This is a genomic window from Fischerella major NIES-592, from assembly GCF_001904645.1.
Taxonomy (GTDB): domain Bacteria; phylum Cyanobacteriota; class Cyanobacteriia; order Cyanobacteriales; family Nostocaceae; genus Fischerella; species Fischerella thermalis.
This window is the reverse complement of record NZ_MRCA01000002.1, coordinates 348,969-367,575: the sequence shown is the minus strand read 5'-3', so window position 1 is coordinate 367,575 and position 18,607 is coordinate 348,969. Positions and strand designations below refer to the sequence as shown.

Sequence of the window (18,607 nt, the reverse complement as noted above, 5' to 3'; positions counted from 1 at the left end):
CAATCCTTAGATAGTTGTTTAAATTTATTCAAAGTGTGACCTGAAACGATACTCTGAAGGCAGTGTCTTATAAAATTTGAGGCTACTGCAATGGTTTGGCAGCGTCCAGACGGTCGGCAACCTTATGAACTCCGTCCCGTTACCTTTCATCAAGACTTTACTCGCTTTGCCTGTGGTTCGGTTTTGGCAATAGCTGGCGAGACGAAAGTGCTGTGTACTGTCAGTGTGATTGAAGGAGTCCCTAAGTTTCTTGCTGGTACTGGCAAAGGTTGGCTCACTGCTGAGTACCGTATGTTACCAACTGCTACTCACCAAAGACAAGAACGAGAATTTTTGAAATTATCTGGACGAACTCAGGAAATTCAACGTTTAATCGGACGTAGTCTACGAGCAGCAGTAGATTTAGAATTACTGGGAGAACGTACGCTGACTGTGGATGCGGATGTTTTACAAGCAGATGCAGGCACAAGAACCACAGCGATTACAGGCGGTTTTGTTGCTCTTGCACATGCAATTTCTAAATTATTGCAGCAAGGGGTTTTAGAGCGATCGCCCCTTGTTGGACAAGTGGCAGCTGTTTCTGTAGGCTTATTAAAGGGAGAGCCTTTTTTAGATTTGAACTACGTTGAAGATGTTGCCGCTACAGTAGATTTTAACGTGGTGATGAATGAGCATTTAGGAATTATTGAAGCTCAAGGAACTGCGGAAGAAGGCTGTTTTAGCCGTTCCCAGTTGAATCAGCTTCTAGATTTTGCTGAAAAAGGAATTCAAAATTTATTAGCTGCCCAACGACAAGCGATCCCTGATTGGCATCAAATATATCAAGGATAAGAAAATCAGTGAACAGTTAACAGTGAACAATTAAAAAACTGATAGCTGATAACTGTCATTGTTACTGATGATTTTTATTAAGATTCGGCAAGATTTTATTAAATTGCCGTAATTGGTTTGAATAAACAAGTGTTAAACCCTTCAAGAAGTTTAATGTCCAGACTCAAGTGTCAATTGTCTAGAGTTTTGACAAATGACCATTGACTATTGACTTCACGAGGTGAGTAATTTCGCTATGTAATGCTGGATATCGCCTATTATTGATGAGGAAGTGATGACAAGAAAAATTGAGGTTTTACCAGATCAAAAAGCTTTAATAGCGCGGGCTCAAGAATTAATCCTCTCGCAAACTAACGCTGCTATTGCACAGCGAGGAAAATTTACCATCGCCCTATCTGGCGGCAGTACACCCAAACCATTGTATGAAGCGATCGCTACCCAAAATCTCCCTTGGGACAAAATTCATGTCTTTTGGGGGGATGAGCGTTACGTTCCGCCGGATCATCCAGATAGTAATGAAGGTATGGCACGTCGTGCTTGGCTAGATCGTGTGGATATACCAGCAGCAAACATTCATGCTGTACCCACAACTGAAGGTGATCCAACAGTATCTGCGGCTAAGTACGAAAAGGAACTGCAAGAGTTTTTTAATTGTCAACCTGGAGAATTTCCGGCTTTGGATGTGATTTTGCTGGGTATGGGCGATGATGCCCATACTGCTTCTTTGTTCCCGCACACAGAAGCACTAAAAGTACGCGATCGCTTAATTACTGTAGGCAACAAAGATGGTAATCCTCGTATTACCTTTACCTATCCATTTATTAATGCGGCTAGATGCGTTATTTTCGTAGTTGCTGGCGCGAACAAAAAACCAGCCCTTACCCAAGTTTTCGCACCAGAAGCTGATAACTCTACTTATCCATCCCGTCTTATTCAACCTCAAGGAGAACTTTGGTGGCTACTGGATGCAGCAGCAGGTGATGAAATTAAATTATGAATTATGAATTATGAAGGATTAAAAATTAATTTATCCTTCTGCCTTCTGCCTCCTGCCTTCAAAAGTAATTGTTAAAATCGGAAGCTAGAGTTGTGCCTCTGCTTGCCAGCACTATTGTACGATGACCTAAAACAAAGGTTTAATTTCCATGATCGTCTGCCCTAACTGCAATCACCACAACCCTGATGGCGCTACCCAGTGTGAAGCTTGCTATACCCCCTTACCAGCGACTACTAACTGTCCTAGTTGTGGGGCAACCGTGCAGGCAGATGCTTCTTTTTGCGGGCAGTGTGGCTATCACCTGCGTACAGGTACTGTCACGCCAGTAGCAGCAACTGTAGCACCTGATATTCCAGTGGAAGTCCAACCGTTAGTTTCACCTGATCCACTTGTACAACCACAACCTGCATCAGTGAGTGGATCTGGCAGCTATACCACGCCTGACTCACCACCTTTGCCACCAACGGCTGTGGCATTTCCTTCAGTAGAAAGCAGTCCACCACCACCTCCAATTCCAGCTTTTCATGCTGAGGAAACTAGCCCGTCTCCACCACCAGCACCCCCAGAACCACCAGTTGCTGTACCACCTCCAACCGTTGCAGCCCCGCCACTAGTTGTTGTAGAAGAAGAGAGTCCAGTTCTAGAAAGTGAACCAGCACCACAACCCACGCCACCACCTCCGCCACCAGCACAACCTGTAGCACCATCACCTGCTAGGACGCAATTACAGCAAGTAACTGCTCGGCTTGTTCATGTCCAAACAGATAGGCAAATTGAGTTGCCACAGAATCTGTCTGTAATTCATATTGGTAAGCCTAATGACCGGATTCCGCCTGACGTGGATGTTTCTGGCTTTCCCAACTCAGAAATTGTTTCACGCATACACTCGGATATTCGTGTTGAGGGAGATGCTTATTATATAGAAGATGTAGGCAGCTCTAACGGCACATATATTAATAATTTGCCCTTATTACCTGGAAATAGGCATCGTTTGAGACCAGGCGATCGCATCAGTTTAGGTAAAGGAGATCTAGTGACATTCATATTTCAAATCTCCTAAATGCTCAGTTATAGTGGAGGAGAATTGATACAAGCCTAGCGCGTGATTACACTTATCCTCTTGCACCCACTACAACCCGTTCCAGCCCAAAGTTGGACTTTTGCAGACGACGAACCAGCCATTTTGATCGGACGAGCGGCGGATAACCATGTTGTTCTGTATAGTGCTGTGGTTTCCCGTCGCCATATAGAATTAAGACGAGTAAACAATGGCTGGGAAGTCCTCAATTTAGGTGCGAACGGAACTTATGTGGATGGGGAAGCAATTGTGAGAGTACCAGTTACTGATGGAGTCATCCTCCGCCTTGCTCGTTCTGGACCGCAAATTCAAATTCGTTTAGGAATAACGACAACCACACCAGCTAGCAAGTCCCAGCGTTGCTTGCCAACCCTCGTAAATGCAGAAAGAGAAACAGAGATTGGAGAACAATCAGATCAAGAAATTGAAAGTTTACCCAGGAAAAGGTGAATAGTTAGTAGTTAGTAGTTAGTAGTTAGTAGTTAGTTGTTAGTTGTTAATAATTATTTCTCTACTCCTCACACTCCTCATACTCCTCACACTCCCCATTGCCCCTAATCCCCACCAGGGGCCCCTAGTTCCCCACCCCCACCCTCCACTTTCACCAAGCAGCTAAGATAGATACAAAAGCAACTTCAACATTTGAGGTGGATGACTTTTAAATAGACTTTTAAATAACTTTATTACTGGGCAAAATCCAAAATCTAAAATCCAAAATCCAAAATCCAAAATCGGATAACCCATGAGGGAATCAAAAAAAGAAAATCAACCCTTATTAGCTAACGAAGCTCCACCAGAGGTTGAACGCATGGGGCTTACCTGGCTAATAGGAGCAGCGATCGCGACCATAATTCTGTGGCAAGTTCCGGCAGGGAATTATATTTTATACCCGTTTACTATCCTAGCGACTTGGTTTCATGAAATGGGTCATGGCTTGATGGCCTTAATTCTGGGCGGTAATTTTCAACAATTACTGATTTTTTCCAATGGATCTGGTGTCGCATATTATAGCTACAACGATGGATTATTACTAGGTTCTCTTAGTCGTGCTGTAGTTGCAGCAGCTGGCCCCATGGGGCCACCTATTGCTGGTGCGGCTTTAATCTTGGCTTCTCGCAATTTTAAAACTGCTTCGTGGAGTTTAAAAATATTAGGTGGTTTTTTACTGCTATCAACGGTAATTTGGGTCAGATCCCTATTTGGGTTAGTGGCAATTCCCTTACTGGGTTTAATTATTCTGGGTACTGGTTTGAAAGCACCACGCTGGTTACAGGGATTTGCTGTGCAATTTTTGGGTGTACAAGCTTGTGTGAGTACATATCACCAACTCGATTATTTATTTAGCTACAGTGCAGGCCCATTAGGTTTATCCGATACAGCCCAAATTCAGCAACAATTACTTTTACCTTACTGGTTTTGGGGAGCTTTGATGGCGATCGCATCTCTGATTATTCTTGTACAAAGTCTGCGCCTCGCTTATCGTGCTAGTTGACAACTTTACTTTTGCAGGAACGAACCAGTTTCTTGGCAGTGATACAGTAAACTCGGATAATTAAATATTGGTCATATATATTAAGTTTTTTTGCTCAACACATATGTCAGTCAAAGTTGGAGATATTGCTCCCGATTTTACTCTGCCCTCCCAGTCTGGTTCATTAGTTAGCATTAGTAATTATCGCGGTCGCAAATGTGTCGTCCTTTATTTCTATCCGAAGGACGATACGCCAGGATGTACAGCAGAGTCATGTGCCTTCAGAGATCAGTATGAAGTCTTCCAGGATGCTGGTGCTGAGGTTATTGGCATTAGTGGCGACTCCCCAGAGTCTCACCAAAAATTTGCGAACAAGCACCAGCTGCCCTTCATATTATTAAGTGACACAAGTAACCAAGTTCGCAAACTATACGGTGTCCCGACGACTCTTGGTCTTCTTCCTGGTCGTGTCACCTACGTGATTGATCAAAATGGAATTGTACAGCACATTTTCAACTCTCAATTCAACTTTAAAGGTCATGTAGAAGAGGCACTTAAGAAACTGCAATCTTTAAAAGAGGAGCAGAATTAGATAACTAATGTCCCCTATTAATCTCAGTAAATCTCTATTTTCGATCAAGATTTCAAAATCAAATCAGGTTGTTCCGTTTCAGGTTCTTTATGTTCCTCTGCTTCCGGCAAGCCAAGTATCGACCGATACAGTTTGTCATACTGTTTAGCTGAGCGATACCAACTAAAATCCTGACCCATGCCACGTTTTTGTAAATCTTGCCAGTAATCTTTGTATTGGAAGCCTTCCCAAGCGCGAACCATACAAGTGAATAAATCCAACGGCTCATAGCGGTCAAAACAATAACCAGTACCGCTATGATGGATGGGGACATGGTGCGATACGGTGTCCACTAATCCTCCGGTACGACGGACAATGGGTACAGAACCGTAGCGCAAAGCCATCATTTGGCTAATACCGCAGGGTTCAAAACGGCTAGGCATCAAGAAAGCATCAGAACCAGCATAGATACGACGGGCTAGGGCGTCATTATAAAGTAAATAAGTTTTCATGCGTCCGGGGAAGCGGGATGCCATCTGCCACAATTGGCTTTCGTAGTAGCGATCGCCTGTACCCAATATAATAAACTGGGCATCGGTATAAGACATAAACCGATCCAGAATATTCAACACTAAATCAATACCTTTTTGTTCTACTAGGCGTGTCACCATCCCCACTAAAAAGGCACTCGAATTCACTTCTAGCCCTACTTCTTCTTGTAAAGCAACTTTATTGGCTTTGCGCTTTTCTAGGGTGTCGCTGGTAAAGTTTTGGGCAATGTATTTATCAGTTGCGGGATCGTAAACTTCAGTATCAATGCCATTGACAATCCCCGATAATTTCCCACTGATAAAAGACATTAAACCTTCTAAAGTCTCACCGTAGGTGGGCGTCTTGATTTGTTCAGCATAAGTCGGGGAAACAGTAGTCACTCTGTCAGCGTATTGCACCGCAGCAGCCATTGTGTTGTGTCCTTGCATATACCAGGGACACCAAGTTATTTTTTCCAAATACCAGCGCCACGGACCTTGATACGCCAGATTATGAATTGTAAACACACTGGTGATATCAGGAGACTGGTGCATCCAAACAGGAATCATGCCTGTGTGCCAGTCGTGACAATGAACAATTTCTGGTTTCCAGTAATTCCAGCAAAACTCAGCAGCTCCATTGGCAAACAAAGTAAACCGCCAGTGTTCATCTTCTCCACCATAGATGCGACGGGGCCAGAAAGCTGGATGTCCAAATAGATACAATGGCACATCAGTACCAGGGAGAACACTTTCGTAAACGAAAAAGTCCTGGAACATGGCATATCCATGCCAAATGGGGTCTTTGGGAATCTCCATTTTGTCTGGCAGAAAGCCGTAGTAAGGCAAGAAAATCCGCACGTCATGCCCCATTTTTTTCAGGACTTTAGGTAATGCTCCAACGACATCACCCATTCCGCCAACTTTTGCAACCGGAGCTGCTTCTGCTGCAACAAATAGAATCCGCATGGTAATTTTTGCTTCCCCGAATTTGCCTACGTATTCAAATTTTCCTTGCTAAACTGCCAGCCAAATTTGGTAGACCTGCTTAGCAACTGTAATTTTTCTTAATATCACCACAATAACAGTTATCAGTTACCAGTTGTCATTTTTCTAACTGATGCCTAATCTGAATTCAAAACACAACAAGTTTTATGTTTGAGAAATCGACCACCGATGAACACTGATGAACACAGATATACATAGATAGATGATTCGTGTGCATTTTGTCATCATTTGGTGGTCGTTGATCCAATAACGATGCTATGAATGCAGTGTGGATTTACATTTAGATGTAACTGTTGACTAATCACTGATAGCTGAATAACTGTTCACTGATTTAAGAACCACGCTGGATTTCAGCAAAGATTTGATCTAAAATTTCCTGCGCTCCTTGTCCCCGCATCCGTTGTGCTAGTTCTATACCCAGCTGTTCTGCGTCTTTGGTTGCGCCAGAAATGGTGTCTTTGACCACTTTTTGACCATCGACACTGGCGACAATTCCTGTCAAAGTCAAATTATTATCCTTTACATCAGTGTTTACACCGATGGGAACTTGGCAACCACCTTCTAGTTCCCGCAAGAAAGCGCGTTCCGCTAAACAGCGATCGCGTGTTTCGGGGTGTTCGATGGCTTTGAGTAAGGATATCAGTTCTGTATCTTCAGCACGGCATTCAATGCCCAATGCACCTTGTCCAACAGCATGTAGAGAAACTTCTTTGGGGAGAACTTGATGAATGCGATCGCCCATTCCTAAACGCTGCAATCCAGCTACTGCCAAAATCAAAGCGTCGTACTCACCAGCGTCTAGCTTGGCCATGCGTGTGTTCAAGTTACCACGCACATCTTTAAATGTGAAATGGGGATAGCGATGGCGTAACTGTGCTAGGCGACGCAGAGAAGATGTACCAATCACCGCTCCCTCTGGCAGGGTGTCAATTTGCTTGTCTTTGTACTTTTCATTCACCACAAGCGCATCGGCGGGATTTTCCCGTTCTGTAATTGCTGCTAGAACTAAACCCTCTGGTAAGCGAGTCGGCAGATCCTTGAGAGAATGAACAGCAAAGTCAATCTCCTGATTGATCATTCCCAGTTCGAGTTCCTTGGTAAACAGTCCTTTATCACCTATCTTGGCTAATGCCACATCCAAGATTTTGTCGCCGTGGGTGGCCATAGTGTGGACTTCAAAAGTAATATCGGGAAAGCTTTTTTGTAGTTGTTCTTGTACCCAATAAGTTTGAATTAGAGCAAGTTGGCTTTTACGAGAACCAATGCGGATTGTACGGCTCGGACTGGAAACCACTGATGTCATAAACCAATTATGTCAAAGGGCAGAGATAAATTCACTTCATCTAGACTACCGCAGTGGGTGACGTTCAGCGTTGCACTCTGCCCATTGCCATTAAGTTTCTTTTTTTAGCTTTACGTATCTTTACAAGTTTTGTTGTTTGTAGCAAGGTTCTCTATGCAATGGAAATAGCATGGGATCGTGATCCAGCAATCTACACTTTTTGAGCAGGTACAAATGCCGTCTGACTTCTTTCCTGGGTCTTGCTTCTTAACAGAGGGTTAAGTAATCCCCAATTACCAATTCTGAAACATCGGTGTACTCAAATAACGCTCTCCAAAGGAAGGCTGAATCACCACAATCAACTTTTGTGCATTCTCCCGTCGTTTCGCTACTTGTATTGCTGCACACAAATTTGCACCCGAAGATATACCCGATAACAAACCCTCTTCCCTCGCCAAACGTCGCCCAAATGCGATCGCTTGTTCATCACTGACTGCGATCACTTCATCTATTAAGTCTGTACGGAGAATTTCAGGGATAAATCCTGCGCCAATACCTTGAATTTTATGTGATCCTGGTTGTCCACCAGAAAGTACAGGGCTATTTTGGGGTTCAACTGCGATCGCTTGGAAACTTGGTTTACGTGCTTTTATAACTTCAGCTATGCCCGTAATTGTTCCACCAGTACCCACCCCAGCGACGACAATGTCTACTTGTCCATCTGTGTCTGTCCAAATTTCTTCAGCAGTGGTTTCGCGGTGGATTTTGGGGTTAGCTGGGTTGCGAAACTGTTGCAGCATGTAAGCATTGGGAGTGTTAACCACGATTTCTTCGGCTTTGCGAATTGCTCCCCGCATTCCTTCTGTTCCTGGTGTTAGTTCTACAGTTGCACCATAAGCTTTTAACATGGCTCGTCGTTCTATACTCATGGTTTCGGGCATAGTCAAAATCAAACGATAACCACGCGCCGCCGCCACCATTGCTAATCCTATTCCCGTATTTCCGGATGTTGGTTCTACTAAAATACTTTTTCCTGGTTCAATTAATCCAGCAGTTTCTGCTGCTGTAATCATACTCGCAGCAATCCGATCTTTTACAGAAGCAGCCGGGTTCATTCCTTCCAACTTAATAACAATTCTGCCCACACATCCCTCTGTTTGGGGAATTTTATTCAGCTGGACTAATGGCGTGCGTCCAATTAATTCAGTCACGTCACGGGCAATTCGCACGAATAAAACTCCTTGTTGGGAAATGGGGGTGATGGGGTGATGGGGTGATGGGGAGTGTGGGGAGTGTGTAGACGCGTAGCGGCTTCCCCTAAGGGTGGAGTGTGGGGAGTGTGGGGAGTAAACAACTAACAACTAACAACTAACTACTAACAACTAACTACTAACAACTAACTACTAACCACTAACTACTAACCATCAACAACCAACAATCTTAAAAGAGAATTTAGTTGATTTCTGTAATTTTTAATGATAATTTAAAGCTTTTCTCTGAAAATCATTAAAAATGATATCATATATCTTTTTATTTTTATTAATGTTAATTAAGTGTATATTTACTTAGCTATTTTTTCTTGAAACTCTGACTTTTCTCTTACTAAAATTTGGCAATTTTTTCAATAATTTCAGAATGAGTACTATCTATAGAAGTGAAATTATAATTTTCTCTTTTGAATTTTGACTTTCGACCTTTGACTTCTACAAATTGCTGACTGAGTACATCAATGCCAGTACCCTATCTGGAAAATGCGAGTCCCTATACCTCAAAATACTAGCACCCATCCCCCAAAATATTTTTTAAATACTGATTAAATGGCAATTATTAGCTTTGAGTACAAACTTAATTAATTTAATAATCTTGATCTGGCTGCAAACAACTCTTCTCGGCAAAGGCATCTGCTATAAAACATATAGGATTTACGCAGAGATTCCCCTCTACCCCCCCTGCAAAGGGGGGACTTCTTAAGCCCTCACAAATGTAAAGTAGATGAACTAATATATGAGTGGCTTGGAATGTGTAAGTTCTCTTGTAAAAATTCGGCTTGTTAAACAATAGTGATTCTTTACTTTCTTGTGATTATCAGTTTTCACATTTATATGTTTACTGATAACTGTTAACTGATTGGGCTTAACTTTTGGGTGTTCATACCTTAATTACTCCACAGGGTCAATTCAGACAAAAAGATACTGTCTCACGGGGTGCATACTACCTAGCAAGGGAGAGCCAAAATGAGACTACAAATGTCTAAGTTTTTTATAGTTTGCTTACTGACTTTGATAGTGCTTTCACCTGAGCTAGTAGTATTGAGTGTGGTTTGGGAACAACATATGCAGCTAGTCGAAATACAGCATTTAACCTGTAAAGTAGAACAAATGCAAACAGGTGTATTTCGTATTATTGGTAGCCAACATACTGATTTGTTAACTCCTGAGCAAGAATGTCAAAAGTTTGCTCATGATACAAATAACATCAAAATATTTGATACCAATTTTCTACATATTTTGCTCACTTACACTCAAATATATAAAGTTGTTGATTTATTGAAATGGTTCTTTTTGTTATTCCCTATAGTTTTGGGAATATTCTTTTTTTTATACGACAGGTATCTAGTTTATAGGGCTGGAATTTTTCAACAACAAGTGGAAATTTTGGAAAAACTATGGCAGGAAAGCATTGAGCAATAAGGAATACATAATAAATTTATGACAATGACAGAAGAACGCCAAAATCTATACTTTGATTTGATTGATCAGTTACTTAGCTGTCCTAATGGTCAGGAACCAGAAGTTTTGGAAACTCAGCCAGAATTACTTGATGCCGGTTTAATACAAACAATGTTACAAGTTGCAGCTGTATTTGCACATCAAGGCAATGATGATGGAGCAAAGTTTTTGATTCATGTTGCCCGTGAATTATCTAAGCAGTTAGGGTTATATCCTGAAATTCCTGAAGTTCCAAATAAGGAGTAAAGATGTTATTAACTGCAACTGACGCAGGACAAATCGCTTTAGAGTTTCTCATGGCTGAGTGGAACGTTTTAGAAGCAAATAGAGAGTGGTTTGTCATTGTTAATTCTCGTTTGATTGGCATGAGTTGGTACATTGTAGAAATAGCTGTAGAGGGATTTCCTGATCGGTGGTATATGCAAGTTTATGACACAGGAGAATGTGATCCAGATTATACATTTATATCTCCAATTCATGGTTCAGAAGGATATGCTGATCTGACAGAATTACCAAGTTTGGTAGCTGAAGTATTAGTGTCAGAGCGTAATTTTCGTTAACAGGTAGAAATAAAAATAAAAATTTTATACATTGCTTGTGTGTTGTTATGTTTGTAGTGATTTTTGCTAATTTCACTACAAACTTTTATTTGATGATGAATTGGTTATTAAAAATTTTTCTATTTTTTAATTGTAAATTTCACATAATTTATTATTTATTCTATGATTTGGTCATATTTACATGATAAATCATGTTATATTAATAATGTGATAAACCCTAAAAAATAGGGCATGGTGGCTGAACTTAATTGACCAATTGAAAGCATATTAAGAATGAAGCATGAAGTATTAAATTTCATTCTTCATCCCTAATTCTGACTCTTGCCTGATTGGAATAGGTTTTGTCATGATTAGAGAAGATATATTATCCAAAGAATATGTGAGGATCGTCAAAAAATATTACCCCAAAGTCGGAGAATTGTTAGATGACTGTTATGTCAAAGTCATCACCAATTATTGGGGACGACCTCCCAAACGTTTGCGCTACATAGGGATTTATTGTCCTGGTGAAATGATGCCCCGTGTGCAAGCCCACAAAGAAGTACTCCGAGATTTAGCAGAGAACATGGGGTTAGTTCAGGTAGTCTTCCTGAATGCCTCGCGACTGTTACGTGATCCCATGTCGAAAATCAAGCAAGCAGATCCGCGCTTGTGGTTAGATTTGCATTGGGTAGCAATGTCTGAATAATAGCGATCGCAATGAGAACTGGAATTTTCTGCAATTACGAAAACTATCATCAAGACGCCCATCGCGCCATTACTGAACAAGTTGCGATGGTAAAACACTGCGAAAGTTTAGGTTTTGATGAAGCTTGGGTAACAGAACATCACTTTAACGAATTCAATCTCAGTCCCTCAATCTTGGTATTGATGGCACACTTAGCGGGCGTGACTTCCAAAATTCGCTTAGGTTCGGCGGCGGTATTATTGGCATTTCACAACCCCATCCAGGTAGCAGAAGACATTGCCACACTCGATCACCTCAGTGGTGGACGACTAGTTTTTGGCATAGCCAAAGGCGGACCTTTCCCTGAACACAATAGGCATTTTGCCACACCTATGGGTGAATCTCGTGCCAAAGCTTTAGAGGCGATGACATTAATTCATAAACTTTTGTACGAAACAGATGTATCCTTTCAGGGGAATTACTATCATTGCGATCGCATCACAATTTTCCCCAAACCTTTGCAGAAACAGATACCTGTGTATATTGCCAGTGGTGATGACGAGGGGATAACCTTTGCCGCCAAACATTCTTTTGGTTTAATGGGGGGGCCACCCTTTTCCCTAGAGAGATTGAAAACCACTGTTGTCAAATATCGGGCATTAAATTCCAGTGGTTCTGAGAAACTGATGTTGGCACGCTTCTTTTTTGTTGCTAAAACCTATGATCAGGCAGTGAGTGAGGCTTTACCTTTTATCCGCAAATTTAGCCAAAAAATGCAAGCCAATGCTGCTGTCGTGATGCAAAATCAAAATCACGGCAACCAGCATCAAAAGCCTTTTGATCGCCATAATATTTGTTTTGAAGAAGACTACCTGATTGAGAACTCAATTATTGGTGACGTAGCAACTTGTCGCGACAAAATCAAAAGATTTCAGGACGAATTAAATATAGATGCACTGGCACTCAAACCCTCAGCTTTTGATTGGCAAAAAAATCTCGAAAGTTTAACCCGCTACAACCAAGAAGTGCGAAGTTATGTCTGAAAAGGGTTAGTGGTTAGTTGTTAGTGGTTAGTGGTTAGTGGGAAAAATTGACTACTAACTACTATCTACTAACCATCAACAAATTTTGAATCAAGGGCTAATATCATGAAGAAACCCTTCTTGCCTCCAGATGACATGCCACCCAACGAGGTAACGCCACAGGATAGAATGTTGTATCTGGAACTAGAACAGTCAATAGGTGCGTGCTTTTTTCAAGCGTGCGATCGCATCACACAAGTATTATTATCTAGTTGTCAGTGGTATCTCACGACCAAAGACGGTAGTCTGAAATTAGTAATTGACTGCCCAGATATAGTCACCTACTGGCATATCGTCAATAATATTCCCCAACTAGGAAGCAAGCTAGAAAAATTTAATAATAACGCCAATCTTCGCGTCTATCCTCCCTTTGGTAAAGGGATGCCCTTTGAAATTAGTGTCAATGAAATCTCAGCTTATCGAGATTGGCTTTAATAGTTATCAGTCTTCAGTTATCAATTTTATCACCTAAATGATAACGAGCCAGAGGCCCATTCCACTAGAAAAAATTTTGATTTGTGGATTGGTCGTCTGGCTCATTCAATATTATTAGACCCTCTTTAACTTCAATTTCTTCATTGAGGGACTTTCTAACGAGATTATTAAAAGATAAATTTAGGCAGGAATGACTTGAAGAATTAGTGAACGTTTATCAAGCGACTGGACTTTACCCACTGAAGTAAGATCATTGACAATACGGTCTAGTAATTTTCCAGCTTGATCACGATATTGATGTTCTCGACCTCTTAAACGAATGGCAAATTTTACTGAATCACCTTTACTCAACCACTGAGTCGCTTGGCTGATACGTAAATTGTAGTCAGCCGCACCCACATTTGGACGGAATCGTACTTCCTTGACCGTGGGTCTAGCACTCTGGCTTTGACGTTTTTTCTTTTGATACTGAAGCTTACCATAGTTGAGAATCTTCGCCACAGGAGTATCTTTGTCTTGAGAGACTACAACTAGGTCAAGATCTACGCTCTGGGCTAGCTCTAGAGCTTCACGGGTGTCAACAAGACCACGATTGTTATTCTCATGATCAATCAACAAGACTTGAGGAGACTTGATTTGGGAGTTAATTAATTGTTTTTGGACTACGATAATGATTTCCTCTCAATTTTTCAAGAGTTTAGCTTTGCAAGTAATACTAAGGTAACACAACGTCAACTATGAATAGTCTGATACCTTACATCTTGCATCAAGTCGTGAACTTGAGTTCACAGTCATAAGTTCTGCTAACTGTCTGGAAAGGCAGAAGGTAGAAGGAGTAAAAAGAAATTTTAATTGCTTGATTGTCAACTCTGCTCATGGAAGTCTTGCACCAAGATCAACAAAAGCCAGAATTTCTTGTTCATGTTACTGCTAACAAGGGTTTGGATCCTCAGCCTCCTGGCTGTTGCAACTCTTGCAAGATGTAAAATTTAACAGTTTAAAAGCCTTATTCTAGTTAGCTAATCGCAACTTAAACTATCACTCCTGCACCCTTAGACCATTTCACCAAATTATTGATACAAATTCTCTGCCTTGTCTTCCAGTTCGCCAAGTACATCAGACTAATGATGAAACGGTATTACACTCCCACACCCATTTTCAAGAGAGAGTGTCAAATTATGTATACTATGCACTTGACCATCACTGAGATAATCGCTATAAATTTTAGACCAGTGTCTTACTGTAGAATTAGCTTAGATATCTGGTGATAAATTTAGCATTTTTCTATGTAACAATATAACGAGTTTTTACGTAATTAATGAGTTTTTTTAAACATCGATCGCTAAAATTTATATGAAAAGCATCCAAGAGTCCCTGAAATGCTCAAGTGGCTAGTAGATTGGCTAAAAAGGTTATGGAAGTCCCCCTATGGCAGAAAGCAGACTGCTCATAGCAAGGCTGTAGCGGGGTATCAGGTGGAACAGCAGCTACCAGAACTGACGGACGCAGATCTGGAATTTTTGTTCACCCAACTGCTAGAAGGTGTGTATCAGGCGCGAGGACAGCACTGGGCGATCAAGTATCTGCAACGGATGGAAAATCGTATCAGTACAGATCGCTGGATAGAGTGGTTGTTAAACTTTGGTGAAAAATTACTATCTTCACCTGCACCAAATAATCACCTGGCAGAAAGGATGGTGCAATTAGGTGAATTGAGGATTGGAACAGTCGGAGACCTTGCCTACGATATTGGTATACGCCTGTTAACACGGAATTTAGGTGGAGAATATTGGCAAACTGATGCAGAAGATTTGGCAATAGACTTTGAAACCCCAGAGTCGAAACCTAACTCTATTCCTTTACCACAAGCAGAATTACCCGCAAATCTGCCGAATCAGCATGAGGGAAATACTATACCCACACCTGTATCGGCAACTCCAGGGATAGATTTGATACGCAATCTTGGGGAACTTTTATGGGAGTACCAAGAAGATGGTGTAGTAAGCAAAACACTCGACCATTTTGTTCCACCTTTAGATGTAGTAAAAGAGGATACTGCTTGGCAAGAATACGAAGAAGAAAGTTGGGTCAGAGAAAGTCTTGCAGCTACAGCATTAGACGAAACTTGGCAAAACTCATCGCCAATTGTAGAAACTTCACTTGATGATCTATTGCTGAGGTTAGAGCAGAGTACTAATTTAGTACAACAATTAGCTGTGGGGTTGGGAATTCAAACCACCGATACTCATGCGATTATTGAAGCACTGAGCGATGAATCAAATGGCAATAGTGTCCAAGCAGAGGCATGGTTTTACGAAGGTCTACAACAGGCTAAAATAGGTGATTTGGCAGGAGCGTTGACATACTACAATAAGAGCGTAGAATTAAAACCCGATGCTTATGAATATTGGTTTAACCGGGGTTTAACGCTATTTTATTTAGGAAATTTCCCAGAAGCGATCGCCTCTTATGATCGGGCGATTGGAATTAAACCTGATTTTTATAAAGGCTGGTACAACAGAGGCGCAGCCCTGAGTGAGTTAGGAAATTTTACCGAAGCGATCGCCTCATTTGATGAAGCTTTAAAATTGAAACACGACTATCACGAAGCTTGGTCTGGACGAGGGCTAGTACAACTAAAGCTAGGACAGTTATCTGAAGCTATTGCTAGTTTTGATGCTTCACTACAACTACAACCCCACGATCCAGAAATCTGGTATTTCCGGGGGACTGCTTTAGCAGAAGCCGGGCAAAGTCATGATGCGATCGCCTGTTACGATCAAGCCCTTGAATATCATCCCGAGTTTGATTTAGCTTGGTATAAGCGAGGGTTAGCATTATTTAACATCGGCGACTGGGAAGAAGCGATCGCCAATTATCATCAAGCAATTCAAATCAACCCTGAATGTTACCAAGCTTGGTATGGATTGGCTGGTGTCCAGGAAAAATTAGGTAACATCCAAGAAGCGATTGCCGCCTATGATCGATCTACACAAATTCAACCCAACTTCCACGAAGCTTGGATTGATCGAGGCGTCATCTTAGCCAGTTTAGGAAATTGGCAAGAAGCGATAGCCTCATGGGATAAAGCCATAGCAATTAACCCTAATTTTTATTTAACTTGGTTTAACCGGGGTGTAGCGTTGGACAATTTAGGACGCCGAGAAGAAGCGATCGCCTCTTACGACAAAGCCATAGAAATCGAAAGCGACTTTTATCTTGCTTGGTACAACCGGGGTGTAGCGCAATTTTATTTAGGGCAATATGAAGAAGCGATTATCTCCTATGATGGCACTTTAAAAATAAAACCAGATTACTGGGAAGCTTGGCTAGGTCGGGGTAGCGCTGCTGGAAACGCAATTATGGTGGAATGGCGATCGCCTGTATTGAGTAGTATCGCAGCCGATAATCATGCTCTCAACGAACGTGGCTATGAAGGAAAATTGGCCAGTTATCAAGAGGGACTTAAATATCTTAGCCCAAACACCCATCCTGAAGGTTGGGGTAGATTACATTTAGCAATTGGTAATGCTCATTATGATCGAGGTAAAAGACATCCTGTACCCCGTCATTATTGGCTAGAAGCTGTCGCTGCTTATGAAAATGCACTGACTACCCTGACAGATCAAACCTTTCCTCTGTTGCATTTAGAGACTCTACAAAATCTCATTAAAACCTTGGTTGTTTTAGGAGAAACAAAACTAGCCCACCAATACCAAAAGCGTGCTACCGATTTATTGCAAAGTCTGTTAGAAGAACCGACTCGCAGCAACGAAGATAAAAAGCAACTGGCTTTGAAATTTGTGGGTTTATGGCAGTTGGCTGTTGATATAGCCATACAATTTGGAGAGTTAGCACAAGGTTGGGAAATTGCCGAATACGGCAAAAATGCTTGTTTCACTTGGCTATTTTCTGGTTGGCGTGAGCAAATTTTCTCACCCAGTTACAACGAAATTCACCAACTACTTAATCCCAAAACAGCAATAATTTACTGGCATATTAGCCCTTGTACATTACGCACTTTTGTTATTAAATACAAATCCCCTGAACCTATACCCATTTTTACACCAATACTTAATTTTGCCTCAATTGATGAGTTGCCTGTACCGGAAGCAGTTGCACGTTTAAGTGCATTTGAAGATTGGATAGAACAATGGCATCAAAAATATCAAGAATATTCTAGTCTCGGTGAAGAAGAACAAAGCCGAAGCAAGTATGCTTGGGACTCGGACATTGAACGCAAACTGCTACAACTCAAAAAAATTCTCAATATTTCTGCGATTGTGCAAGAACTTGAAGACATTAACCAATTGATTTTGATTCCCCACCGCGATTTGCACAAATTACCTCTTCATGCGCTTTTCTATCTCAACTGTGCGAGTGAGGAAGAATCCTTAAATGTATCTTCTCATTTCACAATTACCTACCTACCAAGCGTTCAGATGGGTTTATCTTTAAATTCCAAAGCTATAGAAAAAACAGATGAAAAGCTGCTGTTATATGTTGAACAAGCTACAGGTTCATCGAAACTCAAACTTGCTAAGGTAGAAGCTGAAGTAATAAGCCAAACATTTACTCATTCTCAATGCATTCAAGAAGCACGGGCTACTAAAGAGTTTGTCATCAATTCTCTACAAAAAGATTACAACATGTTTCACTTTTTGGGGCAGGTAATTCCTAATTATAGCCAGCCGTGTGCCTCAGAATTAGTATTAGCAAATCAAGAGAAAATCACTCTTGCAGAACTTGATATTCATCAACTGGCAAACTACAAACTAGTTACCTTGTGCAATATCAAAACTACAACAGCTTGTCCTCAAACTATAACTACTGAATGTAGTGACTTATTAAACTTTCTGCTGAGTCTAAAAATTCATCATATTGTTAGTAATCTCTGGACTGTAGAATCACCAGCTAGTACTTTGGTAATGATAGAGTTTTACCAAAGAATCCAACAAAATATATCACCTACTCTCGCTTTAGGTGAAGCCATATTATGGCTAAAGGAATTAACTGCTGCAGAACTGAGACAATGGTATGAAGATTTGTTAAAGCAAATACCTTCAGAGGGATTAAGAATTAAAACCCATTTAGCATCAGAACTGTATAGAACTAGTCAAATGGCGGCAGATACAAAAGTTTATAGTCATCCCTATTATTGGGCAGGATTCAAAATTACAGGCAATTTCCATATTTGAGATTGGTTAAAGATAAAAATTTTTGGGAAAGCGAACACCGATACACACAGATGCACACAGATGAATTATCTGTGTGCATCTGTGTTCATCTGTGTTCGTCATTCATTGATTTTTTGTTGTGGTTTGAATTCCTAATCGACAGTTCGATCATATATTTTGATCAGATGC

17 protein-coding genes are annotated in these 18,607 nt (G+C 41.2%); 13 read left to right on the top strand and 4 right to left on the bottom strand.

The genetic code is table 11. The annotated features are described in order from the left end of the window. The first annotated feature begins 90 nt into the window (after positions 1-90). The 6 genes from rph (at position 91) to NIES592_RS05505 (ending at position 4,969) form a co-directional block, all read left to right on the top strand. Positions 91-831 (top strand): ribonuclease PH, encoded by a 741-nt coding sequence (gene rph, locus NIES592_RS05530; RefSeq protein ID WP_009456596.1) that lies wholly within the window; start codon positions 91-93, stop codon positions 829-831. A 274-nt stretch (positions 832-1,105) separates the two neighbouring features. Next, complete coding sequence (gene pgl / locus NIES592_RS05525) at positions 1,106-1,828, top strand: 6-phosphogluconolactonase (protein ID WP_009456595.1); 723 nt, start codon at positions 1,106-1,108, stop codon at positions 1,826-1,828. Between the two features lie 148 nt (positions 1,829-1,976). After that, positions 1,977-2,888: an FHA domain-containing protein gene (locus tag NIES592_RS05520; protein WP_062243336.1), complete on the top strand. Its 912-nt coding sequence runs from the start codon at positions 1,977-1,979 to the stop codon at positions 2,886-2,888. 42 nt (positions 2,889-2,930) lie between these two features. After that, on the top strand, positions 2,931-3,356 hold the full coding sequence (locus NIES592_RS05515; RefSeq protein WP_062243333.1) for an FHA domain-containing protein: 426 nt from the start codon (positions 2,931-2,933) through the stop codon (positions 3,354-3,356). 292 nt (positions 3,357-3,648) lie between these two features. After that, positions 3,649-4,398: a M50 family metallopeptidase gene (locus NIES592_RS05510; RefSeq protein ID WP_062243330.1), complete on the top strand. Its 750-nt coding sequence runs from the start codon at positions 3,649-3,651 to the stop codon at positions 4,396-4,398. Between the two features lie 103 nt (positions 4,399-4,501). Further along, positions 4,502-4,969, top strand: a complete 468-nt coding sequence (locus NIES592_RS05505) for a peroxiredoxin (protein ID WP_073555146.1) — start codon at positions 4,502-4,504, stop codon at positions 4,967-4,969. A gap of 44 nt (positions 4,970-5,013) precedes the next feature. On the opposite strand, the gene glgA is transcribed toward NIES592_RS05505, so the two are convergent. From glgA to cysK, 3 genes are all read right to left on the bottom strand, one after another. After that, entirely contained in the window at positions 5,014-6,447 is a 1,434-nt protein-coding gene (gene glgA, locus NIES592_RS05500; RefSeq protein WP_062243321.1) for a glycogen synthase GlgA, read from the bottom strand. A 370-nt stretch (positions 6,448-6,817) separates the two neighbouring features. Beyond that, positions 6,818-7,789: a hydroxymethylbilane synthase gene (gene hemC, locus NIES592_RS05495; RefSeq protein WP_073555145.1), complete on the bottom strand. Its 972-nt coding sequence runs from the start codon at positions 7,787-7,789 to the stop codon at positions 6,818-6,820. 272 nt (positions 7,790-8,061) lie between these two features. Beyond that, positions 8,062-8,997, bottom strand: coding sequence for a cysteine synthase A (gene cysK, locus NIES592_RS05490; protein ID WP_073555144.1), 936 nt, complete (start codon positions 8,995-8,997; stop codon positions 8,062-8,064). 1,005 nt (positions 8,998-10,002) lie between these two features. On the opposite strand from cysK, the gene NIES592_RS05485 reads away from it, so the two are divergent. From NIES592_RS05485 to NIES592_RS05460, 6 genes are all read left to right on the top strand, one after another. Next, entirely contained in the window at positions 10,003-10,458 is a 456-nt protein-coding gene (locus tag NIES592_RS05485; protein WP_062243318.1) for a hypothetical protein, read from the top strand. A gap of 18 nt (positions 10,459-10,476) precedes the next feature. Beyond that, the gene (locus NIES592_RS05480) at positions 10,477-10,743 is read left to right on the top strand and encodes a hypothetical protein (RefSeq protein WP_062243315.1); all 267 of its coding nucleotides are present in this window, start codon (positions 10,477-10,479) and stop codon (positions 10,741-10,743) included. A gap of 2 nt (positions 10,744-10,745) precedes the next feature. Next, positions 10,746-11,057 carry a hypothetical protein gene (locus NIES592_RS05475; RefSeq protein ID WP_062243312.1) on the top strand — a complete coding sequence of 104 codons (312 nt, stop codon included), beginning with the start codon at positions 10,746-10,748 and terminating at the stop codon, positions 11,055-11,057. A gap of 346 nt (positions 11,058-11,403) precedes the next feature. Then, positions 11,404-11,745, top strand: coding sequence for a hypothetical protein (locus tag NIES592_RS05470; RefSeq protein WP_009456574.1), 342 nt, complete (start codon positions 11,404-11,406; stop codon positions 11,743-11,745). Positions 11,746-11,756: 11 nt separating this feature from the next. Next, on the top strand, positions 11,757-12,767 hold the full coding sequence (locus tag NIES592_RS05465; RefSeq protein ID WP_073555143.1) for an LLM class flavin-dependent oxidoreductase: 1,011 nt from the start codon (positions 11,757-11,759) through the stop codon (positions 12,765-12,767). Positions 12,768-12,872: 105 nt separating this feature from the next. Then, the gene (locus tag NIES592_RS05460) at positions 12,873-13,241 is read left to right on the top strand and encodes a hypothetical protein (RefSeq protein ID WP_009456570.1); all 369 of its coding nucleotides are present in this window, start codon (positions 12,873-12,875) and stop codon (positions 13,239-13,241) included. 180 nt (positions 13,242-13,421) lie between these two features. Here the strand turns inward: NIES592_RS05460 and infC are convergent, their stop codons facing one another. Then, complete coding sequence (infC, locus tag NIES592_RS05455) at positions 13,422-13,889, bottom strand: translation initiation factor IF-3 (protein ID WP_256678073.1); 468 nt, start codon at positions 13,887-13,889, stop codon at positions 13,422-13,424. A gap of 731 nt (positions 13,890-14,620) precedes the next feature. On the opposite strand from infC, the gene NIES592_RS05450 reads away from it, so the two are divergent. Then, a complete protein-coding gene (locus NIES592_RS05450) occupies positions 14,621-18,439 on the top strand; it encodes a tetratricopeptide repeat protein (protein WP_073555142.1) in 3,819 nt (1,272 codons plus the stop codon). Positions 18,440-18,607: the final 168 nt, after the last annotated feature.

Bases quoted from the DNA above. Each gene is read 5' to 3' on its own strand.
- NIES592_RS05475 (WP_062243312.1), top strand. From the start codon at position 10,746: ATGTTATTAACTGCAACTGACGCAGGACAAATCGCTTTAGAGTTTCTC.
- rph (WP_009456596.1), top strand. From the start codon at position 91: ATGGTTTGGCAGCGTCCAGACGGTCGGCAACCTTATGAACTCCGTCCC.
- NIES592_RS05520 (WP_062243336.1), top strand. From the start codon at position 1,977: ATGATCGTCTGCCCTAACTGCAATCACCACAACCCTGATGGCGCTACC.
- NIES592_RS05485 (WP_062243318.1), top strand. From the start codon at position 10,003: ATGAGACTACAAATGTCTAAGTTTTTTATAGTTTGCTTACTGACTTTG.
- NIES592_RS05465 (WP_073555143.1), top strand. From the start codon at position 11,757: ATGAGAACTGGAATTTTCTGCAATTACGAAAACTATCATCAAGACGCC.
- NIES592_RS05480 (WP_062243315.1), top strand. From the start codon at position 10,477: ATGACAATGACAGAAGAACGCCAAAATCTATACTTTGATTTGATTGAT.
- glgA (WP_062243321.1), bottom strand. From the start codon at position 6,447: ATGCGGATTCTATTTGTTGCAGCAGAAGCAGCTCCGGTTGCAAAAGTT.
- NIES592_RS05450 (WP_073555142.1), top strand. From the start codon at position 14,621: ATGCTCAAGTGGCTAGTAGATTGGCTAAAAAGGTTATGGAAGTCCCCC.
- hemC (WP_073555145.1), bottom strand. From the start codon at position 7,789: ATGACATCAGTGGTTTCCAGTCCGAGCCGTACAATCCGCATTGGTTCT.
- NIES592_RS05505 (WP_073555146.1), top strand. From the start codon at position 4,502: ATGTCAGTCAAAGTTGGAGATATTGCTCCCGATTTTACTCTGCCCTCC.
- NIES592_RS05470 (WP_009456574.1), top strand. From the start codon at position 11,404: ATGATTAGAGAAGATATATTATCCAAAGAATATGTGAGGATCGTCAAA.
- NIES592_RS05510 (WP_062243330.1), top strand. From the start codon at position 3,649: ATGAGGGAATCAAAAAAAGAAAATCAACCCTTATTAGCTAACGAAGCT.
- pgl (WP_009456595.1), top strand. From the start codon at position 1,106: ATGACAAGAAAAATTGAGGTTTTACCAGATCAAAAAGCTTTAATAGCG.
- NIES592_RS05460 (WP_009456570.1), top strand. From the start codon at position 12,873: ATGAAGAAACCCTTCTTGCCTCCAGATGACATGCCACCCAACGAGGTA.